The sequence below is a fragment of the Ruegeria sp. E8 genome (assembly GCF_056533985.1).
On the sequence record NZ_JBQFOY010000032.1, the window covers coordinates 1 to 20093 of the forward strand.

Genomic DNA, 20093 nt, shown 5'->3' on the forward strand with positions numbered 1-20093 from the left:
GTTCGGAACCTGGAGGCTGGCGTTTGCCGCCTACAACGCCGGTCCCCATCGCGTCGTCCAGTATGGCGGCATCCCCCCGTTCACCGAAACCCGCGACTACGTGCGGATCATCCTAAGCAAAGTGAGTAAAGAACTATGAAAAGACCCCCCATGAAACGGCACCACTTCATCCAACAAGTGGCATTCTTTGCGCTGACAATGACCATCGTCAGCGCAGCACCGGCCTCCGCTGGCTGGTTGCAGGATGCCATTGGCGATTTCATCAACGAGACACTGGCCGACTCGAAGGTCGTTGGCGTCAGCCTTGCCGCTGTCGGCTTCATCTGGGGCTGTCTCGCCTATGTGTTCGGTTGGGGTTCGCTGAAGGGACCGGTGGTCGCAATCGTAGTTGGTGCCGTCATTGGCCTCGCCGATACGTTCATCGGAGCCTGATTGATGCCGCGCCGTAACACGGTCTTTCGCGGCCTGAACCGCCCCGCAGAATGGGGCGGCCTACCCGTGATCTATCTGCTGGTGATCCTCGGGATGACCATGCTGTCGTTCTTCATGTTCGGGATAGCGCCAGCAATCATTGCGGGTTTTGTTTTCTACACCGGGCTTCGCCTCTTCTACGAATGGGAACCGGCTTTCTTCCGCGTTCTGTCCGTAACCCTTTCCAAAACTCCGCGCACCAAAAACCGCCAGCATCGCGGGGGAGATTACTACAGTGCCTAAGCCTGCTGCCCGAGGCATGTGGACCCTTGCCCGCTCGTTGGTCGAGCCGAGCTGGCGCAAGGATGAAATGAGCCTTTTTCAGATGTTGCCATATGGCTATGTCGTGGACGACGAGGTTATTTCCACACGCAACGGCGGCCTTATCGCCGCTGCAGAAATCACCGGAATCAACGCAAACACGCTGGACGAAAACGAGTTCGAGTTCCTGGCCGAACGGTTTGAGCGTGTGTTGCGCACAACACCCAATGAGGTGGCATTTTATGTTCATCGACTGACCGTCCCGGCTGATACTGGTCATGTCATCACAGATCCAACCGGCTTTGCCGGTGCAGTGGCGCAGGCCATGCGCTCGGCGTCCGTCAATGCAGAGCTGAAAGAACGCAAGATCATCATCAGCGCCATTCTGCAAAAGCGCCAGGATGAGCGCGCAAAACAGATCTTCGGCATGTCGTCTGGAACGATAGACGAGGAACGCCGCGAAATGATGGAACAGCTCGACGGTGTGTTCACCACACTGGCGGGCACGCTGGGCGAGGCCCGCGTTAGCCGGTTGAAGCTCAGCGAGGGGCGATGGCTCGGCTATTATGGAATGCTGCTGAACGGGCGCTATCAGCCGATCATTCACACGAACATTGCAGAACCGATTGCCTTCAACATGCCGCAAGAGGACGTGCTGTTTCAGGGCAAGACCTGCAAACTGGTCACGGGCGACGATCAGGAACGCGCCATCCGTGTCTATTCCCTGAAGAATTACCCGATGGCGTCTTTCCCCGGTATTTTCGACGGTCTGGACCTGCCGGTTGATGTCGTAATTTCGCAATCTTTCCTGCCGATCAGCCGTTCGCAGGCGCAAGAAATGGAACGCCGCAAATCGGGTCAGATGCGCTCGGCTGGTGACAAAGCAAAGTCGCTGGAAGAGGACTTGTCTATTCTGGCGGACGGCATTGCCTCCGGCACCATGTCACTCGGCAAGCACCATCTGTCGATCTGCGTGTTCGGGACAGAGGAAGATCTGAAAACCGCCGAAAAGCACATCATCGGTGAAATCCAGATTTCGGGCGGCACGGTCAAACGCGAAGCGATGTCGACCCGTGCGGTGTACTTCGCGCAGCACCCCGGCAATTTCGCGTTCCGCGCCCGAGAAGAACTGATCACAGATCAGAACTTTGCAGACATGGTTGCGTTCCACATGCGCCCCAAAGGGTTAGATGCTGAAAAGCTGCCCTGGCCGGGGCCATTGGCGACTTTCCCGACAACGCATGGGGACAGCTACGATGTTTCGCTGCACCTTCCCAAGACCAGTAAAGACGCTGAAAACCTGCCCTCCGGCCACACAATCGTTCTGGGGCCGAACGGATCGGGTAAAACTGTGATCGCGATGCTGCTAGCGACAATGGCGGTGGCACAGGGCGCGCGGATCATCGCTTTTGACAAAGACCGGGCAATGGAAGCTCCGATGCGGGCGCTCGGCGCACAGTACACCCGCGTCCGGGTGGGCGAACCCACTGGCATGAACCCGTTTCAAACGGAAACGGATGAGGCGGGTCAAAGCTGGCTCGCCAATTGGGTCATTGCCCTGTTGAGCTATGACGAAAAGCTGACCGCCGAACAGAAAGACGAAATCACTCAAGCCTGCCAAGCCAACGCGACCCTGCCCCCACAGCTTCAGAACTTCGATTCACTGGTGGATCGGTTCCGAGCCTTTGATGACGACAAGAACCTGTTCAAGCGGGCCAGTGAATGGGCGGGCGACGGGCGGTTGTCCTGGATGTTTGGCGAAGGTGGTTCAGATCCGTTTGCGTCTGGCGACAGGCATCTTGTGTTCGACATTTCCGAGGTTCTGGATGACGAATTGGTGCGGCTGGCATGGATCAGCTACGTCATGCGCCAGATCGAGCGCCGGTGCGCCACGAAGGTGCCCACTGTCTTTGTGATTGATGAAGCCTGGGTGATTGCAGGCAACGCCTACGGCGCGGAAATCCTCAAGAACGCTTATACCACGTATCGGAAGCTGAACGTCGTCATGATGATGATGACGCAGATCCCCGACCACATCCTGTCGTCGGCGGCGAGCAAGTCGATCCTGGAAAACACCAGCACACAGCTCTTGTTCCCCTCTCGATCCGGCAATGAAGCGGATTACCGGGCAATCGGATTGAACGATTCAGAGCTTGGCGCGCTGAGGGCGCATTTTGGCGACCGCGTAATGCTCATTAAAAAGGGTGATGAGAGTGTTTGGCTCGATGTCGATGTCGGCGCCCTCGGCCCGCTTCTTCGTGTTCTGAGCGGATCAGACGGAAAATCGTTCCCTGATCCTGACTGGCGAAAAAACCCCAACTTCTGGAAGGAAATCACATGAAATCTCGCCTTGTCATTGCCCTCGTTGTTCTGGCCGCTGTCTCGGCCTGCACCAACACCTATTCGGGCTATCGCAGCAAATGCGCCTGCGACTTTGAGCGCATGACCCCCACTGATTTGGAGCTTGTCTGATGAACACCCTGAAGAAATTCCGCACCACTGTGGCTGTCGCCGTTTGGGCCGCCCTGCCCGTCGCGGCGTTGGCCCAGGGTGTGCCGGTCGTGGATGCTACAGCCATTACACAGGACGCTGCCAACTCCGCTCGGGAAGTTGCTGAAATGGTTCGCCAGTATGAGCAATTGTTGCAACAGTATGAAAAGCTGGAACAGCAACGCGCTATGCTGGAGAACTCGTTCAAGGCCATTTCTGGTCTGACGGATCTGGACGAGTTCAACAGCCGCAGCTTCCTGAAACTGGCTTCAGCGGCGGACACGCTCGGATACGCTTTGAACGCGACCGAAGACACGATCGGCGATCTTCCGGGCGTGGCAGGGTTGGCGATGGAACGCCGGTCAATCAGCCTGGGGCTGAACAATGGCATTCTGAAAGAGTTCAGCGCTTCAGACGTACCGGCACGGCGCATTCTGTCTGAGCGTGGCGGAGCGGGTTTGGTGGTGTCCGCTCTGGGTGAACAGGGCTACGACATGGCTGGTCAGTTGGCCGAGGATGCGGAAAAACTGCGTGGTGAAATCGGCCAGCAGGAAGATCTGAAGGATGCCATCGACTACAACACGGCGGTTCTCCTGAAACTCCTGCAAGTTGAAATTGAAATCTTGCGCGCAACCTCAGCTAATGCTCTGGCGTCGGGCACGGATCTGGCTGCAACCGCAGCGGACCTGACCACGCTTAGCAATTACGCAAGAGGAACTTCGCAATGAAAATACGCTTCGCTATATCGGCATCCTTGATCGCAACCACTGTGTTGGCGACGACTGCATTGGCGGAAGTCAGTTACTTTTTTGAACCGGAAGTAGACTGGACCTTTGGAGAATATCGGGCCTGTCTTGGCTACTCGGGCGTCCGAGCGTTCAAAAAACCCTTGAAAGAGTACGGGGTTGAGCAACTGGAAAACGCTGGTCAGGGCGCGGACAAACAGTATGTCGTCGGCAATTGGACGGACGCCATTCTGAACGAACAAATCATCGCGGCACATGAATCAGCCATTGAGCAATGCCGCCTGCGCAAAGCCGACGAAGCATTCAGCACTGAATGCCCGCTCGGCAACCTTAGCCGCGAAGCTGCAATCGAGTTGGCGGGCGCGGACCAGGACGATTTCTGGTCGAAGCCATCCAGCGAACTCAATTCACTCAAAGAAACGCAGCAAGAACGATTGGAAGCGCTGCGCCCTGTAATTGAGGAGGCTTGTGGGCCGTGATTCAGGATTTCGTCAGCTCGATTGAAACAGCAATCAGCAACTTTTCTCAGCAAGCATACACCAGCCTGGCGGCGGATCTCGCATCCGCCCTCTGGGCCATCGCTGCGCTAATCTTTGTGATGATGCTGATCAACATTGTACTTCAGATCAGAGAAATCGGGTTCGGTGGATATGTCGGCTGGATCATTCGGGCGACGATCATCATCGGCATGGCTTCAAGCTGGTCCTTTTTTCAACCGATCTATCAAGGCGTTCAAACCCTGCCGGACAGCATTGCCGGGGCTCTCACCGGAAGCACAAATGTGTGGCAAGCACTGGATAAGATCGCACTTCAGTGCTTCTTGATGGGGCAAACTGCTATCGAGAACGCCACATGGGGCTTAAGCATCACTGGCGCAATCTTGTGGGTCGTCGGGGCCATTATCGTGGCCTTTGGTACTGGCATGGCACTCATCGCCAAAGGCGGCATGGCGGTTTTACTCGGACTAGCGCCTGTGTTCATCGCAACGCTGCTCAGTTCGGCAACAGCAAACATCTTCGCTGCATGGGCGAAAACGACTGTTGGCCTCGTCATGGTGATTGTGGTGTTGACCGGAATTGTCTCGCTGATCCAAACCCTGTTCGCTTCTGAACTTGGCTCGTTGTCTGATGTCAATGACATGGAAGCCAGCGGACGTTTCCTTGCAATCTGCATCGTCGCTATCGTCATGCTCACCCAGATCCCGTCACTCGCTGGCGGCATGTCTGGAGCGATAGTTTCGGCATCCTCCGGTCTTGCTGTGGCAACCGGCGCTGTTGCAGCCGCAAGAAGTGCATTGGGCACTGCCAGCGATGGCGCGCGCGGTGCTGTTGCCGGGGGCAAAACCGCCGCCGCGATGGCTTCCGCAGCTCGTGACGGGACCGGGATTCGCGATAGCGCCTCGCGCGCGATGCAAGCGCGTCGGGACATAGCCCACAGAGCCCGCAATCAGGATGGGGCAGCGCGCCAGAGCTACGCCGCTGACCGTTACCGGCAGAGCATTCGAGCTGCCCGAGAAAAACCGCAACAAAAATCATCTTAATCCGAGGAACAGAGCAAATGTCACACGTGACAGATCACGAAAAAGAACTCTTTTTGGGAGCACGCCGCGATGCCTTCAAATGGCAGGTATTCGGCATGGTCGGCATGGCAATGGGCGTGGCCTCTATGATCGGCTGGGCGATGCTCCTTCCCCTGAAGGAAATCCGCGCGGTGCCATTCTCCATTGATCCGGACACAAAGCTCCCGGTGCTGCTGACTGAAAAGGTCGAAGAACTGGAACCTTCTGAGGCGATGGCCTTCCGTGAAGTCGCAAATTATGTGCGCGACCGGGAAACCTATGATGTCCAGGACAACAACGAGCGCCTGAAATCGGTACTGCGTCGTTCTGATGAGCTGGCCGAAACGTCTTACCGCGAACTGTGGGATGGGTCGAACGACAACCATCCGGACGAAATCTATACGCCCAAGACAAAGGTGCAGACCGAGGTTCTGGGCGTGTCGCCGGTCAACAATGAAACGGTCCAGGTCGAGATCCGCAAGTCCCTGATCGTGCCAAACCAAGCAAAAGCGACAGCCCGCTACGTGGTCACAGTGACCTACCGGTTTGAGGAAAAAATCGTGACGTCGATGGATGAGCTTTTGGAAAATCCGTTCGGCTTCGTCGTCACCAACTACCGCGTAGACGCAATGGGAGACATCTGATGCAGCGTTGGTTCAAAACACTCACCGCCACCGCCGCAGCAGTTTTGGTACTTTCTACGCCTCTGCTCGCTGAAATCACACCGACACCAGACGGAAAGAACGCGGATCACCGCATCACGCATTTCCATTATGTCGAGAACCAAGTGTACCGCATCCCTGTGGGTGAACGCCTGATTACCTATGTTCACTTTCCGCAGGGCGAAACCGTCCGCAGCATTGGTGCGGGCGACACCGAAAGTTTTCAGATCACCCGCCTGCAGGAAGGTCGCGTTATTGCGTTCAAGCCGGAAATCCTGAACTCGGATTCAAACCTGACCGTCCTGACCAATCGCGGGACATACAACTTCTATCTGGTTCCGGCCGAGAGCGCCGCCGAACGTAAACGAGTACCGTTTCGGGTCACGTTCTATAACAAGAACAACAGCGGCGGGACCACAACGCGCCGCGGCACGGTGGCACGCAGCGAGCCGAAACCAACAGGCCGGTTCGTCAACCAAAACTATTCGCGCTCGGGCAAAGCGGACTTTGCGCCCACCGCCGTTTGGGATGATGGCGTACACACCTATATGCAGATCCCACAGGATGCGGAGCTGCCGGGTATCTTCCGTGTCCTGCCTGATGGACGTGAGCTGATGGTGAACACCACAGTCAAAGAGCGCGGCATTATCCAAGTGCAGGGCCTTTCCGATCTTTGGACTCTCCGCATCGAAGACACTTCAATCTGTGTTCGAAACGATGGCGACGAGTTTCAGCAGGCAAGCGTGAGCGGTAGGCCCGTTACTTCACATACAGTTAAACTGGGGGGCAGCAAGTAATGAACCGCGATCAGACAATTGCAGCACGGGCGGCGGCTGAACAGCCGTCGCAACGTGTCCGGAAGAAGTTCGACCCTAAGAAGCTCTTTGTCGTTGCCGTAGGTGGGGCGTTTTTCGTGGGTTTCGCTTGGTTTGTATTGGGCGATGAAAACAAAAGCTCAAACACAGGCGTTCGCGTTGACGCTCTGCAACAGAGTGGCGGTGAGCGTTACGGGCTTTTGACAGCGCGAGGCCCGCAGGTCGATGAGCCAGAACCCGAAGCCTTGCCTGAGACAATAGCAGTAGCGACACCGGCAGCTGTGCCACAGGTCGATTCCGAAGGGCTGAAACAAGCCCTGAAAACAATCGAGCAACAGAATGGCCGAATTTCCGTTCTGCAAGACGAGCTGACGGATGCCAAGGTTTCGCTGTCCGAAAAAGACGGTGAAATTGCAACGCTGACCCTGACCAACGAACGCCTACAGGTCAGATATGATGAGCGAGAGAAGAAGTTCCAGACGGAACTTGCCCAGGCCATCGCAGATGCGGAGGCCCAGGCACTTGCCAGCGTAAGCCACCTTCAGGCGCAAGGTCTGACCGATGACGAGCGGCGCAGACTCGAAGAACTGAAGAAGATGCGCCAGCGGCAGAACCAGTCGGACGGCATTGTGTTCGATGAAAACCCACTTCGTAGAAACTGATGGAGCTGACGATGAACAGAACAGTACTTACCTTCGCCCTGGTCACGTTGGCGTCAAGCGCGATTGCGCAGGATGGCACCGGGCAAAACTATGAGCCGATTAACAGTGGATCGCAGCCAGTGATCTTCCAGCCTTACCCCCCTGACCCGCAGCCGGTTCAAGTCCAGCCAGGTGACACCCGTCTGCCTGAAGAACAGCGCGGCTATCAGGAAAACCAAAACACGACATGGCAAAACAATCTGGTCGAAGAATATCCCCCCATCGTCGGGGCCTCGATCATTGACGATCCGTCGCGCACCTTAACGCAAGGCACGGTCTTGTCGGCTGTGTTCGGTGGCGCGGTCAGCTCGGAGTTGCCCGGTAGCGTCGTGGCGACAATCACACGTGGCGTCTACTCGATGGACGGCACGCGTTTGCTTCTGCCGCGCGGATCGAAGCTCTATGGCGAGTATCGAGCGGATACGACATTGGCGCAAACGCGCATCATGATTGTTTGGAGCCGCGTCATCACGCCGGATGGCCTTTCCGCTCAAATCGGTTCCGCTGGCACGGACGGTCAAGGCCGGGCTGGTGCGACCGGCAGGGTGAACACACACTTTGGGAAGCGGTTCGGCACTGCTGCGTTGTTGTCCATCATCGGCATTGCCCCTGTGGCACTGGTGTCTGACAGCGATAGCAACAACTCGGTTCGCACTGATCTGGCAACGCAAGTGGGTTCAAACCTGCAGAACGCCACGGCGGCGGCGCTTGACGAATACCTGCGCATTACGCCGACAATCTTTGTCGATCAGGGCAGTCGTATCAACGCGATCCTGCAGCGCGACGTTGTGTTCGATAGCTTCTGAGCGCGAGCCAATGAGCCGACCGCCTCAGCGGTCTTTCCGGCCGCTGCCAGCATGATCGAGTGCGGTAGCGGCCTTTTTTGAAGCAAATTCAGCACTTTTTGGAATCAATGAATCTTGTGTGGGTGCGTTCGCGTTCGAGGCAAAGCCGAGAGGCAGCGAAGGCAACCTCCAGTGTTCCAAGAAGTGCTCTGCCAAGGACAAGAACATGAGCGGGCGGAACGGTAATAGCCTTCTGGAATACTATACAGGCAAGATCGAGCATCTGTTGCACGATGAAAGCCTGAGCGAAATTTCTGTGAATCCTGACGGATCGGTCTGGGTCGAAGAAATGGGCACAACGCACATGACCAGGACAGACATCACTCTGAACAGAAACGATGTAGAAAACATCGGGCGCTGCGTGGCCGGTTTCAGCGATGTGACATTCGGAGAAAAGAAACCCATTGCGACGGCCAATGTGCCAACACAGCAGGGCAAAGCGCGGGTGCAGGTCGTGATTCCGCCAGCAACAACCGGCGTGGGGTCCGTGGCGATCCGCCTGCTCCGCGTGAAAACTGTTGATCTAGGTGCGTTCAGCTTCGCCAGCAAAGAGGCCACATTGGCGGAAAGCAACGATCACAGTGCGCTCGAAAATGCCCGTGCTGCTCTCGCAGCGGGCACGATGAGCTTTGACGAGCTGGCGGACGTCTCGATGCAAAGTAAGTGGAACGTGATTATTGCTGGGGGCACCTCGTCTGGCAAAACCACTGTTCTCAATGCGATGCTGAAGCGCGTCGATCCGGGCGAACGGATCGTGACGATTGAAGAAGTGGCCGAGTTGGACATCGAGCAACCCAATTCTGTCGATCTGCTTGCCGACCGTTCCGAAGAAGATGGCCCTCGATCACCAACAAAGCTACTGGAATCGGCGCTTCGCCTCCGGCCTGACCGCCTCGTCTGCGGTGAAATCCGGGGCGACGACGCGAATATGTTCCTGGAACTGGTGAACACCGGCCACGATGGATCTGTCTGCACCATGCACGCAAATTCGCCCGTAGATGCCATTGGACGGATGAGTAAAATGGTGCGTCGCGGATCTCCGACCGTTCAAAAGTCAGAAGTGGTCGATGACATCCGGGCCACCATTCACATGATCGTTCACATGAAGAAAATCGGTGACGAACGGAAGGTCAACGGAGTGATCTTTCCACCCCTGATGGCCGCTGATCAACTTATCTGAAGGAGAAATAGAATGAAAAAATTTGAGTATCGTAATGTCTTGATGCGGGTAGAGGAAAATGCAGGCGAGAAGTTTGCGAAGCTCGGGCAAGACGGTTGGGAAATGGTCGGCGTCGTACCTGCTGAGTTTGGCATCGTGTGCTTCTTCAAACGCGAGCTGGTCGATGGCTGAGTTTCAGGATCTACCCAAAGGCAAGAAGGTAGCGATAGCCGGTACTATGGGCTTTATCGCTACCTCGGCTTGCGCGGTGTTGGTGGTCGGGCTGGCTCTCGAATACATCAACACCAGAGGCTTTCGCGGGCTGGACATCTGGGCGATCCCAGAGAAGTTCATGGCACAGCCTGCAGAAACGCAGCAGATAATGGGTCTGGTGGCGGTGGTCGCGGTGGGGGTTTTGACCTTTGCATTCGTGGCGGCTGCGCTGCGTGGTCCCTCAACGAAATACGGTGATGCGACTTTTGCAAAAGCCCCTCAGCTCGTCCAGGAGGGCTATGCTTCGGTGCTGAAGCTCAAAGACCAATTGGATAGTGAAATCGTGTTTGCCAAATTTGGTGAGCCAAAGGACAAAAACGCGATCTACTATAAGCCCGGCCCCGGTGTCCAAAAGCCGCACGCGATGTTCATTGCCCCGTCTGGTTCGGGCAAAACCAGCGGCTTTGTGATCCCGAATGTCCTGCGTTTCAATGGTTCATGCGTCGTCCTGGACATCAAGGGTGAGATTTTCCAGACCACGGGTGCGCGTCGGGCAGCAATGGGCGACGAGGTTTTCGTGTTCGATCCCGAGAACCCCGACAAAAGCCACAGCTACAACCCTCTGCGCCGCGCAGCACGTGCCGACAATCTGGACCGGCGATGGGAAGAAGTGATTCAGGTTGCAACCCAGATGTTCGACACGCCCAGCTCGTCCGCACAGGGCTTTATGGGTGGTGTCGAAGGCATGTTCTGCGCAATGGCGATGTTGGCGATCAAAAGAAAGCGGCCATACATTTCCGAAGTCCTGCGCCTGGTCAAAACGACCAAGCAAAAGGACTATGAGAAAATGGCTGAAGAAGTTGGATATGCGCGAGCTGCAGATGAGTTCCTGAATCTTGCAGCCGAAGAATCCAAAATCTTGCGATCAACGATTTCGGTTATGCTGAACTCCGGCCTGCAGCTCTGGCGCAACCCCTCTGTGGCAAGAGCCACGCAGGGCAATGACATCAACTTCGAAGATCTGCGTCGGCGCCCCACCTCGATCTACTTTTCTGTGCCAGGGAAGAAGGTCAAAGAGTTCCGGACGCTCATTCGCCTGTTCTTCCTCGATCTGGTGAACACCATCGAAACCCACGAACCGGGTGAGGATGAGCCGTTCAAGGTTTTGATGCTGCTCGATGAGTTTCAGCGCCTCGGCCATCTTGAGCGCGTCGTTGAAGCGTATGACACCATGCGATCGTTCGGTGGTCGGCTCGTGGTGATTTCGCAAACGCTGTCGCGCCTGCAGGACATCTATGGGCATGAAGGCGTGCGGGCAATGCTGGCAAACGCGGGTACACAGATGTTTGCGGCGTCCGAAGATTCAGAGGTGCGCGAGCACGTGTCCAGATCCATCGGTGACAAAACAGTTGTGAGCAAGTCGAAGTCTCGGGCGCTCGGAAAAATGGAAATGGGCAGCATATCGGAACGCGAGGAGGGCATTCGCCTGCTCCGGCCGGAACACGTTGGCCGATTGCCGGAGAATGAGGTTGTGCTGATCCGCGAGGGCAAGATGCCGGTCATTGCAAACAAGATCCGATACTTCGAAGATCCTTATTTCATGCAGTTCTTGGGTGGCGAAAGTCCGAAGATCCAAGGCACACACCTCGATCTGGCTGCAGAGCAAGCCAGGGACACAGCAAAGGCGCTGGCTGAAGCGAAACCGGCCCCTGCCCCGGTGAAAGAGGTTTCGGAAAAAGATCAGGAACTTCAGGCGGCATTTGATGCGCAGCGCACGGTCGCAAAGCGGAAAAGCCGGTCAGCGAAGGATATGGCGATGGAGAAAATGAGAGCCAAACGGCCGGAAAGTAGCGCCTCCGCTTGACGGGGGTGCTGTTTCGGTAATCCGCGTGTGAAAACACGGTGATTAGCCACGCAATTGTGAACTGCGCAAGAAAGGCCACCTCAAATTAGATCCTTGCAGTTCATGGCTCGGTTTCCCCAGTTTTTCAGACGCTCGTCTCGACGGCCCAAAAAACCTGTCGAGTCTGAGCCGGATTGCAGCCGTTCGTGCAGGCCGCGGCGACGAGGGGAAAAGAGCCCAAACTAACCGATGCTGCCTGTTGGGCGAATGACTGCTATCCAAGCATCTCCACCATCATGTCCCGCATCACGAACTTCTGAGGTTTTCCAGTGATCGTCATTGGAAGCTCTTCAACAACGCGGATGTAACGCGGTACTTTGAAGTGCGCGATCTGCCCGTTTAGCGCATCGCGAAGCTCGTCTTCGGACAGGTCCACGTCAGGCTTGGCAATTACCCAGGCGCAAACTTCTTCGCCGAACTTCTCATCAGGAATGCCGAAGACCTGAACATTGCTGACCTTTGGGTGCCGCATCAGGTATTCCTCGATCTCGCGAGGATAGATGTTTTCTCCGCCGCGGATAATCATATCCTTTACTCGTCCCACAACCGAGCAAAAGCCATCCTGGTCGAACACGGCGAGATCGCCGGTGTGCATCCAACCATCAACGATGCTCTCGGAGGTCTTTTCAGTGTCCTCCCAATACCCCTTCATGACCGAATACCCACGGGTGCAGAGCTCGCCTTGCGTGCCAACGGGCACAATTTGCCCCTCCTGATCGACGATCTTCACTTCAAGGTGGGGATGAACGCGACCGACGGTTTCACATCGTTTGTCGGTGGGATCGTTCACGAAACTCTGGAAGGACACAGGCGAGGTTTCCGTCATCCCGTAGCAGATCGTGACCTCCTTCATGTTCATGTCCGTGTTCACACGCTGCATGACCTCAACCGGGCAAGGCGCCCCGGCCATGATGCCGGTTCGCATGTTGGACAGATCACGCGGATTACTTTCGAGGTTTTCGAGCATCGCGACAAACATTGTTGGCACACCGTAAAGGGCCGTGCATCGCTCTTTCGCCAGCGTATCAAGTGTCTGTGCCGCATCAAAACCTTCGCCGGGGAAGATCATGGTTGCCCCTTTGCTGACGGCGCCGAGTACACCCATGACCATGCCGAAACAGTGATAGAGGGGCACCGGAATCGCCAACCGGTCCGTCTCGGATAGACCAATACGATCGGTCACGTACCGCGCATTGTTGACGATGTTATAATGCGAAAGCATAGCCCCTTTGGGCATCCCCGTCGTGCCAGAGGTGAACTGAATGTTGATGGCATCATCCGGGTCGAGTATCTTGTCGATCTCCGGGATTCGAAGTAGCTGCGCCGGGCCGCCAAGTGTCCGAAGCGTTTCAAAGGAATACGCACCAGGACCCGGTTGATCGTCCATGAGGATAACGCTGCGCAGATGCGGCAGTTTGGCTGCACGCAGACGTCCCGGTTCGCACTCTTCAAGCTCAGGGGCGAGATTGCGGATCATGCCTGCGTAATCGGACGATTTGAAAGCTTTGGCCGCAATCAGGGCCTTGCAGCCAACTTTGTTGAGGGCGTATTCCAACTCACCCAAACGATAGGCCGGGTTGATATTGACCAGAACAAGTCCGACCCGAGCGGTTGCAAACTGCGTGAGCACCCATTCGATACGATTGGGTGACCAGATCCCGACCCGATCGCCTTTTTTCAGACCAAGCGCAAGCAACCCGGAGGCCAGCTCATCGACGGCGCGGTCCAGATCGTAGTAGCTCATCCGTATGCCCTGTTCATGGAACACAGCGGCCTCTCGGGGGCCAAATCGCGAAACGGCATCGCGCAGAAGCTGGGGAATGGTAATATAGGCCAACGGCGGGGTTGAGGGGCCGCAAACATAGGATTTGCCGTCTTGAGGCGCTGTAACTTCATCGATTGCCTCAGTGCGCACGTCCCATTCGGACGAACGAACCGCCAGGCTTTCGCTCAGGATTGACATGTCGATCCTCCCTTACATGTTGCGCCAGTCGCCCGATTGCTCAAAGGCATCCGCAGCCTGATAGATTTTCATCTCACCGTAGTGCGGCCCGACCAGCATCATGCCAATTGGAAGGCCTTCGCTCAGGCCACAGGGAATGCTCATAGCGGGCAATCCACCGTTGAAGGGCGCGGTGTTTGGGACCATTTCGAAGGCACGCTGTACGTAGAGACTGAGCGAGCAGTCGGCGGGTGGATGTGGTTGCGGTTTGATCGGCAATGTCGGCATCAGCAGCAAATCATACTGTTTCAGCGCGGCCATGTAGCGTTCATTGCACAGCCGCATAATGTTCTGGCCCTTGCCGTAGAAGCGCCCGCGATATTGCCGCTGAAAATGCTCGCCCACGAACATGCAGGCTTTTAGTGAATGACTCAGCTCGTCCGCGCGACCTTGCCATTGTGCCATGTGGTCAGTCATCGAGGGCAGGAAGAGGCCACGGTAATTAGTGCCCGTTGAATTGCCCCACATCATGCCGTCCTGAAGTCCCTCAAGTGTAATCGCGGTCCACGCATCCATAGCGGTGTAGTGTTCGGGGATGGAAACCTCTTCCACCCGCGCACCCAGTTCGCGAAAGCGCTCTGCGGCCTGCATGACTTTTGCATCGACATCGGCTTCGGAATTTGCGTGACTGAAACCTTCCTTCAACACGCCGATCCGCATCCCGTGCGCACCGCGTCCCAGTGCTTCGGTATAAGAATAGACTGTGGGCTTGTACTGGCGCGGATCAAGGCCGTCTTCTCCAGCCAGCACTTCAAGCAGCAACGCATTGTCGGCCACGGTGTTTGTCACTGGTCCGAGGTGGTCGATGGTCTGTTCGATTGGCATTGCGCCCGTGTACGGGACAAGCCCATGGGTGGGCTTCATTCCGTATACGCCGCAGTTTGACGAGGGGATACGAACCGAACCACCCTGATCCCCTGCGATGGCCATGTCTACTTCACCCGCGGCTACTAGCGCTGCCGATCCACCAGACGAGCCGCCCGCCATGTAACCACGCTTCCAAGGGTTATGAATTGGTCCCTTGGCATTGGTGTGCGATCCTCCCGAAAGGCAGAAGTTTTCGCAATGTGCCTTACCGGTGATGATTGCCCCGGCATCCAGCATTCGAGTCACGATAGTGGCGTCGATCTCCGGCGTATAGCCTTCCATGATGGACGAGCCATTCATCATCGGCACGCCCGCCAGACAAATCGTGTCCTTCAGCGCGATGCGCTTGCCACGCAATTTGCCATCCGGTGCGCCCCGCACTTCGGTTTTCACGTACCATGCGTTCAGTGGATTTTCGGACGGGTTCGGGAATTGGCCAGGGCTGCGTGGATAGCGGACCTCAGGCAGGTAGTCGGGCATCGCATCCAGCCGATCATAGGCCTGCATGTATGGCTCGATGATCTCGCGGTATTCGTTCAGATCTTCATCGGACAGGTTCATTCCAAACCGGCTGGCCATGTCACGCATCTGCGAAAGTGTTGGTCGTTTTACGGTCATGTTCGTCACCACGCTTGCGGCAGCCGGTTGAGTCTCGGTGACTGCCTGAGATTTGGTTTGGGTTGTGGATACTGGCGGGGTCGCCGGACCTGCGCTGGCCTGCCCTCGAGTCGAACGGGCCGCGCCAAAGCCCAAAAATTGATTAACCTTGGCCTGATCGGACAGGTCGGATTTGCTGAGTTCGCCGGTGATGCGGCCACGTTCAAGAACAAGAACCCGGTCTGAGAGGTCAGAGATGAAATCGAAATTTTGCTCGACCAGCAGAATGGAAAGCCCCCGGCTTTCACGCAGGGCCAGCAGCGTTTCACCCATTTCCTCGATGATCGAGGGCTGGATTCCCTCGGTCGGTTCATCGAGAAGCAGGAAATCGGGGTCGCCCATCAGGCAACGGGCAAGCGCCAGCAATTGTTGTTCACCGCCAGACAGCGCGCCACCCTCACGATCAAGTAGCGGGCGCAGGCGCGGGAAATCCGCCAGTACGGCTTCCATGACATCGCTTTCAGTGGCACCAGCGTATTCATGCCAGGCAAACCGCAGATTATCGCGCACCGACAGTTGCGGAAATATCCCGCGCCCCTGCGGTACATAGCCCAGCCCCAAGCCGGCCCGCTCAAACGGAGACATTCCGGTAATGTCGGTTGAATGAAACCTGATCGTCCCGGACCCTGCGGGCAGAAACCCCATGAGCGTTTTCAGCAAGGTGGTCTTGCCCATGCCGTTATGGCCAAGAATGCCGACAACCTCGTTTTCGGCAACCGCAAACTCAATCCCGTGCAGAATCGGCACTTTGCCATACCCGCCCGAGATTCCTTTGATTTCGAGGATGTTTGTCACGTCGTCATTCATCTCAGGCCTTCTTTCCAAGATAGACGTTGCGCACGGTGGGATCGGACATGACGCGATCAACGTGATCTTCCATCAAGACCTTTCCCTGGTGAAACACCGTCACCATCTCGGCAATTGATCGAATGAACTGCATGTCGTGCTCGACGATGATGATCGCAGCAGTCTTGTTCAGCTCATGAATGATCTCTGTCATCCGTTCGACATCTTCGGCGCTCATGCCAGCTGCAGGTTCGTCCAGAAGCACCAGCCAGGGATCTCCGACAGCGACAAGGCCTAGCTCAACGCGTTGTCGCTCGCCATGAGCCAGCCGCCCGAGATCGTCCCGGGCAATCGAGCCGAGGGCGAGACGTTCGATGATGTCCTGTGTCTTCCGGTTGGCATCCCGGGGATCGTGAAACCGCCGCGCCGCAAGCCAGATGTTTTCGAACACGCTGAGGCTGTCCATGACATTGGGTGTTTGCGTCTTGATGCCCACACCCAACGAGGCGATTTGATGCGGCATCCAGTGAGTGGTTTCCACCCCACGCATATAAACTTCGCCTTCTGTCGGCGTTTGCAACCCGGTCACGCATTTGAAGAACGTGGATTTGCCAGCCCCGTTTGGTCCGATCAGGCAACGCAGCTCGCGTGCGCGGAGTTTGAAATCAACGTTGTCTGACGCGACCACACCGCCAAAGCGCATAGTAAGCCCATGAGTTTCGAGAACTGTTTCAACCATTGACTCGGCCTCTGTTCCTCATGCGGCGTTGCTGATGAATACGGCCCAATGGGCGGCGACCAAAACTCACTTTCCAAAGACCCGCCAAAGCTGGAACGACGCCTTTTGGCAGGAAGAGGACGAACAGGACTAAAATCAGACCTGTGATCAGTGTGTTATCCACCAACGTTTGTTGTCCCAGAAGGAACTTCAGATAGGCCAATCCGGCGGCACCAAGGATCGGGCCCAAGCGCGTACCCAGCCCGCCAACGATGCACCAGATGATAATCTCGGCCGATTGACCAAGGGAAAACAGACTGGGGGTTACAATTTCGGCCCAGTTCGCGAACAGCGCACCGGCCAATCCGGCAATGGCTGCCCCGGCGGCAAACAGGACAGTTTTTCTGGCCCGCACGTCATAGCCCATAAGAGACATGCGGGTTTCATTTTCGCGAATGCCGACGGCGATGCGCCCAAAGCTGGATCTCAACAAAGCCGAAATAAGGAAGAACACCAGCCCAAGCAAAACGGCACAAACATAGAAATAGCCTTCCCCCCAGATGTAGTCGTCCGGACGGCCGGGGATGTTCAATGTCTGAAAACCAGGAATGCCGTTGAAGCCGCCCAGCCGGGCGTTTCCAATCACATATTGCGGTCCGGCCGTGGAGTTGACGAACTTGAACAGGATCAATGTCACGACCAGCGTAATGACACCAAGATAGACGTCCGTCAGTCGCCCGTAGAACATCATTGCGCCCAGTAGAGCAGCGAATGCTGCCGGGACGAAAACGGCAAGAAGCATCGGAACGGTACTTTCACCGATGTTTATGGCTGCGACAGCATAGGTGTAGGCGCCCAGCCCAAAAAACGCGGCTTGGCCAAAGCAGAGGATGCCGCCGAAGCCCCAGATCAGGCCAAGGCTCAGGGCCAACATGCCATAGACGATCAGAACGGTCAGTGTGTACGTGGTGATAATCAAAGGCATCACCCAGATCAGAAACGCCGTGACGAGGATGATCGTAATGGTGTCTTTTGACAGGCTTCCATGCATCACAGCTTCCCCTTGAAGAACTTGCCGGTAACGCCTTGTGGCAGCAGGCGAAGCAGGACGACTGCTGCGACCAGCAGAGCAACTTCACCGATCACCGGCGAAATGGCGAAGGTGAATATCTGGTTCACCACGCCGAAGAAACCAGCGCTTGAGAAGAGACCTGCGATCAAGGATGGCCCGCCTGCGATCACGGTGATGAAAGCCTTAGCAATATATGCCCCACCAGATGTCGGCACGAGGCCAACCAGAGGTGCCAGAACGGCCCCGGCCAATCCGGAGAGGGCAGAGCCGCAAAAGAACGTCGCCATGTAAATGCGATCAGGGCTGTAACCCAATGCCGCCGCCATGTCCGAGCGCTGCATCGCGCCGCGCGCAATCAGCCCGGCGCGCGTGGCCCTCAGGATCACAAGCATCCCGATCAGCAGAAGAATTGCGACAACAATGATGAAGAAGTTGTAGCCGTTGATCTGATAGTTCCCGATGGCAAAGCCTGGGATCGGCGTCGAGATTCCGGTCGTTGTATTGCCAAAAATCATGGTGGCAAGACCAATGAAGAACAAACTCAAACCCCAGGTCGCCAACATCGTATCGACCAGCCGTCCGTAAAGGTGGCGGATAACCAGCCGTTCGACCACAAGCCCGATCAGACCGACGACAAGGGGCGCAATAATCAACATAGCCACGAAAATGTTCACACCGAGGTTTACGGCGGTGATGGTCGCGTACCCGCCCATCATCATGAATTCGCCATGGGCGAGGTTGATCACTTTCATCATGCCGAACACAACCGCGAGCCCGGCGCTGATCAGGATCAGCGAGGCGACCGCGTAGAGCATTTCGACAAGAATGACGACGGTTAAGTCCATGAGAATGCGTTTCCGTTGGAAGGACAAGTTGGCCCGACAATGGGCGTGCGGGGCGACATTGCCGCCTCGCCGAATTCTGGCCGAGCTCAGATTTCGATTTCGTACTGCGTGTTGTCATCCGGGTTGGCTGACAGATCGCACACAGCCTGCGTATCGATCGGCTGGCGCTGCGGCAGCGTTTCGATCACCTTCATGCCCTGGTCTTCAATTTCCATGATGTGAACATCCAGCACTGCATGGTGCGTTTTCGGATCGACCGAGACCTTGCCCGCCGGTCCATCAATCGACAGCCCGGTTTCCAGCGCCGTAATCAACGCATCACGATCCATCGAACCCGCTTGGCGCACGGCTTCGGCCCAGGTCATCACACCTTGATAATTCGATACCGCGATCTCGTGGATCAGGTTGCTATCGCCATAGGCAGCAGCCCACTTATCTTTGAAGGCGTTGTTCGCGGGTGTATCCAGTTCCTGGCTGTAGTTGTATGCGACCATGATCCCGTTGCCTTCTTCCGGCGTCAGAACCTTGTGTTCATTGCCTACACCCAAAGTGGTCGAAGCCAACGGAATGCGGTCTTTCATGCCAGCGGCAGCCCACTGACGGAAGAACGACAGATGTGCACCGCCTACAAGCGGGGCAATCACTAGATCGGGACCTACAGATTGAATTTTCGCGATGGTGGACCCAAAGTCGCTGACATCCAGCGGGAAGAAATCGACGCCCACCGTCTCACCGCCATTATCGGCCACGAATTTCTGAATCCAGCGCGCAGTGATCTGACCGTAGTTATAGTCGGCGGCGAGAATGTAAACCTTCTTGCCGGACTTGCCCATGGCGTAGGGGACAAGTGCCTCAACCTGCTGTGCTGGTGTTACGCCGTTGATAAAGATGTTCCGGTCGCAGACGCCGCCTTCGTAAAGCACATTGTAGAAATAAGGCGTTTTGGTCTTGCGCATTGTCTGGCGGATTGCTTCTCGCGAGGCCGACAAAATGCCGCCATGTACAACGTCAACCTCGTCCTGGCGGGTCAATTGCTGGCCATATTGCGAATAAAGCGCCATGTCGGACTGGGTGTCATAAGCCACGACTTCGACCTGCTTGCCCAGTAGTCCGCCATCGGCGTTGATCTCGTCCACAGCCAGACGCAACGCCATGTCCATAGGTTTGCCATAAGCATCGAAAATACCAGAGGTATCAAGGATCGAGCCCAGCTTGATCGTATCTGCGGCCATCGCCACGCGGGGTAGTATCGAAGCACCTGCAAGAGCCGCCGTGCTGGCCAGAAAATTGCGTCGGTTCAGTGACATTTCAGTTTCCTCCCT

General features: G+C 56.3%; 20 protein-coding genes. 14 read left to right on the plus strand and 6 right to left on the minus strand.

Annotated elements, in window-relative coordinates; translation table 11 throughout:
- The first annotated feature begins 135 nt into the window (after positions 1 to 135).
- The 14 genes from ACR0LF_RS22490 (at position 136) to ACR0LF_RS22555 (ending at position 11785) form a co-directional block, all read left to right on the plus strand.
- Positions 136 to 432 (plus strand): hypothetical protein, encoded by a 297-nt coding sequence (locus ACR0LF_RS22490; RefSeq protein WP_480856481.1) that lies wholly within the window; start codon positions 136 to 138, stop codon positions 430 to 432.
- A 3-nt stretch (positions 433 to 435) separates the two neighbouring features.
- Positions 436 to 714: a VirB3 family type IV secretion system protein gene (locus ACR0LF_RS22495; RefSeq protein WP_170609304.1), complete on the plus strand. Its 279-nt coding sequence runs from the start codon at positions 436 to 438 to the stop codon at positions 712 to 714.
- On the plus strand, positions 707 to 3073 hold the full coding sequence (locus tag ACR0LF_RS22500; protein WP_480582403.1) for a VirB4 family type IV secretion/conjugal transfer ATPase: 2367 nt from the start codon (positions 707 to 709) through the stop codon (positions 3071 to 3073). Before ACR0LF_RS22495 ends, ACR0LF_RS22500 begins: the two co-directional genes overlap by 8 nt.
- Positions 3070 to 3204, plus strand: coding sequence for a hypothetical protein (locus ACR0LF_RS22505; protein WP_480582405.1), 135 nt, complete (start codon positions 3070 to 3072; stop codon positions 3202 to 3204). Before ACR0LF_RS22500 ends, ACR0LF_RS22505 begins: the two co-directional genes overlap by 4 nt.
- Entirely contained in the window at positions 3204 to 3950 is a 747-nt protein-coding gene (locus tag ACR0LF_RS22510; RefSeq protein ID WP_170609302.1) for a type IV secretion system protein, read from the plus strand. The genes ACR0LF_RS22505 and ACR0LF_RS22510 overlap by 1 nt, the downstream gene beginning before the upstream one ends.
- Positions 3947 to 4447 (plus strand): hypothetical protein, encoded by a 501-nt coding sequence (locus tag ACR0LF_RS22515; RefSeq protein WP_170609301.1) that lies wholly within the window; start codon positions 3947 to 3949, stop codon positions 4445 to 4447. Before ACR0LF_RS22510 ends, ACR0LF_RS22515 begins: the two co-directional genes overlap by 4 nt.
- Positions 4444 to 5508: a TrbL/VirB6 family protein gene (locus ACR0LF_RS22520; protein WP_170609300.1), complete on the plus strand. Its 1065-nt coding sequence runs from the start codon at positions 4444 to 4446 to the stop codon at positions 5506 to 5508. Before ACR0LF_RS22515 ends, ACR0LF_RS22520 begins: the two co-directional genes overlap by 4 nt.
- A gap of 17 nt (positions 5509 to 5525) precedes the next feature.
- Complete coding sequence (locus ACR0LF_RS22525; RefSeq protein ID WP_170609299.1) at positions 5526 to 6170, plus strand: VirB8 family type IV secretion system protein; 645 nt, start codon at positions 5526 to 5528, stop codon at positions 6168 to 6170.
- Complete coding sequence (locus tag ACR0LF_RS22530; protein WP_170609298.1) at positions 6170 to 6985, plus strand: TrbG/VirB9 family P-type conjugative transfer protein; 816 nt, start codon at positions 6170 to 6172, stop codon at positions 6983 to 6985. The genes ACR0LF_RS22525 and ACR0LF_RS22530 overlap by 1 nt, the downstream gene beginning before the upstream one ends.
- Positions 6985 to 7665, plus strand: a complete 681-nt coding sequence (locus ACR0LF_RS22535; RefSeq protein WP_170609297.1) for a hypothetical protein — start codon at positions 6985 to 6987, stop codon at positions 7663 to 7665. Before ACR0LF_RS22530 ends, ACR0LF_RS22535 begins: the two co-directional genes overlap by 1 nt.
- Positions 7666 to 7676: 11 nt before the next feature.
- Positions 7677 to 8510 (plus strand): TraB/TrbI/VirB10 family type IV secretion system protein, encoded by an 834-nt coding sequence (locus ACR0LF_RS22540; RefSeq protein WP_170609296.1) that lies wholly within the window; start codon positions 7677 to 7679, stop codon positions 8508 to 8510.
- Between the two features lie 205 nt (positions 8511 to 8715).
- Positions 8716 to 9729 (plus strand): ATPase, T2SS/T4P/T4SS family, encoded by a 1014-nt coding sequence (locus ACR0LF_RS22545; protein ID WP_170609295.1) that lies wholly within the window; start codon positions 8716 to 8718, stop codon positions 9727 to 9729.
- Positions 9730 to 9741: 12 nt separating this feature from the next.
- On the plus strand, positions 9742 to 9900 hold the full coding sequence (locus tag ACR0LF_RS22550; RefSeq protein WP_170609294.1) for a hypothetical protein: 159 nt from the start codon (positions 9742 to 9744) through the stop codon (positions 9898 to 9900).
- A complete protein-coding gene (locus ACR0LF_RS22555) occupies positions 9893 to 11785 on the plus strand; it encodes a type IV secretory system conjugative DNA transfer family protein (protein ID WP_170609293.1) in 1893 nt (630 codons plus the stop codon). Before ACR0LF_RS22550 ends, ACR0LF_RS22555 begins: the two co-directional genes overlap by 8 nt.
- Before the next feature lie 253 nt (positions 11786 to 12038).
- On the opposite strand, the gene ACR0LF_RS22560 is transcribed toward ACR0LF_RS22555, so the two are convergent.
- The 6 genes from ACR0LF_RS22560 to ACR0LF_RS22585 form a co-directional block, all read right to left on the minus strand.
- Positions 12039 to 13787 carry an AMP-binding protein gene (locus ACR0LF_RS22560; protein WP_170609292.1) on the minus strand — a complete coding sequence of 583 codons (1749 nt, stop codon included), beginning with the start codon at positions 13785 to 13787 and terminating at the stop codon, positions 12039 to 12041.
- 12 nt (positions 13788 to 13799) lie between these two features.
- The gene (locus ACR0LF_RS22565) at positions 13800 to 16157 is read right to left on the minus strand and encodes an amidase (RefSeq protein ID WP_170609291.1); all 2358 of its coding nucleotides are present in this window, start codon (positions 16155 to 16157) and stop codon (positions 13800 to 13802) included.
- A gap of 1 nt (position 16158) precedes the next feature.
- Positions 16159 to 16875 carry an ATP-binding cassette domain-containing protein gene (locus ACR0LF_RS22570; RefSeq protein WP_170609290.1) on the minus strand — a complete coding sequence of 239 codons (717 nt, stop codon included), beginning with the start codon at positions 16873 to 16875 and terminating at the stop codon, positions 16159 to 16161.
- Positions 16868 to 17905 carry a branched-chain amino acid ABC transporter permease gene (locus tag ACR0LF_RS22575; RefSeq protein ID WP_480582411.1) on the minus strand — a complete coding sequence of 346 codons (1038 nt, stop codon included), beginning with the start codon at positions 17903 to 17905 and terminating at the stop codon, positions 16868 to 16870. The genes ACR0LF_RS22570 and ACR0LF_RS22575 overlap by 8 nt, the downstream gene beginning before the upstream one ends.
- Positions 17905 to 18771: an ABC transporter permease subunit gene (locus tag ACR0LF_RS22580; RefSeq protein WP_170609288.1), complete on the minus strand. Its 867-nt coding sequence runs from the start codon at positions 18769 to 18771 to the stop codon at positions 17905 to 17907. Before ACR0LF_RS22580 ends, ACR0LF_RS22575 begins: the two co-directional genes overlap by 1 nt.
- A gap of 86 nt (positions 18772 to 18857) precedes the next feature.
- The gene (locus tag ACR0LF_RS22585; RefSeq protein ID WP_170609287.1) at positions 18858 to 20078 is read right to left on the minus strand and encodes an urea ABC transporter substrate-binding protein; all 1221 of its coding nucleotides are present in this window, start codon (positions 20076 to 20078) and stop codon (positions 18858 to 18860) included.
- Positions 20079 to 20093: the final 15 nt, after the last annotated feature.

Coding starts and splice junctions, on each gene's coding strand:
- ACR0LF_RS22585 (WP_170609287.1), bottom strand. CDS start 20,078: ATGTCACTGAACCGACGCAATTTTCTGGCCAGCACGGCGGCTCTTGCA.
- ACR0LF_RS22535 (WP_170609297.1), top strand. CDS start 6,985: ATGAACCGCGATCAGACAATTGCAGCACGGGCGGCGGCTGAACAGCCG.
- ACR0LF_RS22490 (WP_480856481.1), top strand. CDS start 136: ATGAAAAGACCCCCCATGAAACGGCACCACTTCATCCAACAAGTGGCA.
- ACR0LF_RS22565 (WP_170609291.1), bottom strand. CDS start 16,157: ATGAATGACGACGTGACAAACATCCTCGAAATCAAAGGAATCTCGGGC.
- ACR0LF_RS22530 (WP_170609298.1), top strand. CDS start 6,170: ATGCAGCGTTGGTTCAAAACACTCACCGCCACCGCCGCAGCAGTTTTG.
- ACR0LF_RS22580 (WP_170609288.1), bottom strand. CDS start 18,771: ATGGACTTAACCGTCGTCATTCTTGTCGAAATGCTCTACGCGGTCGCC.
- ACR0LF_RS22545 (WP_170609295.1), top strand. CDS start 8,716: ATGAGCGGGCGGAACGGTAATAGCCTTCTGGAATACTATACAGGCAAG.
- ACR0LF_RS22495 (WP_170609304.1), top strand. CDS start 436: ATGCCGCGCCGTAACACGGTCTTTCGCGGCCTGAACCGCCCCGCAGAA.
- ACR0LF_RS22550 (WP_170609294.1), top strand. CDS start 9,742: ATGAAAAAATTTGAGTATCGTAATGTCTTGATGCGGGTAGAGGAAAAT.
- ACR0LF_RS22510 (WP_170609302.1), top strand. CDS start 3,204: ATGAACACCCTGAAGAAATTCCGCACCACTGTGGCTGTCGCCGTTTGG.
- ACR0LF_RS22505 (WP_480582405.1), top strand. CDS start 3,070: ATGAAATCTCGCCTTGTCATTGCCCTCGTTGTTCTGGCCGCTGTCTCG.
- ACR0LF_RS22525 (WP_170609299.1), top strand. CDS start 5,526: ATGTCACACGTGACAGATCACGAAAAAGAACTCTTTTTGGGAGCACGC.
- ACR0LF_RS22515 (WP_170609301.1), top strand. CDS start 3,947: ATGAAAATACGCTTCGCTATATCGGCATCCTTGATCGCAACCACTGTG.
- ACR0LF_RS22555 (WP_170609293.1), top strand. CDS start 9,893: ATGGCTGAGTTTCAGGATCTACCCAAAGGCAAGAAGGTAGCGATAGCC.
- ACR0LF_RS22560 (WP_170609292.1), bottom strand. CDS start 13,787: ATGTCAATCCTGAGCGAAAGCCTGGCGGTTCGTTCGTCCGAATGGGAC.
- ACR0LF_RS22575 (WP_480582411.1), bottom strand. CDS start 17,905: ATGCATGGAAGCCTGTCAAAAGACACCATTACGATCATCCTCGTCACG.
- ACR0LF_RS22570 (WP_170609290.1), bottom strand. CDS start 16,875: ATGGTTGAAACAGTTCTCGAAACTCATGGGCTTACTATGCGCTTTGGC.
- ACR0LF_RS22540 (WP_170609296.1), top strand. CDS start 7,677: ATGAACAGAACAGTACTTACCTTCGCCCTGGTCACGTTGGCGTCAAGC.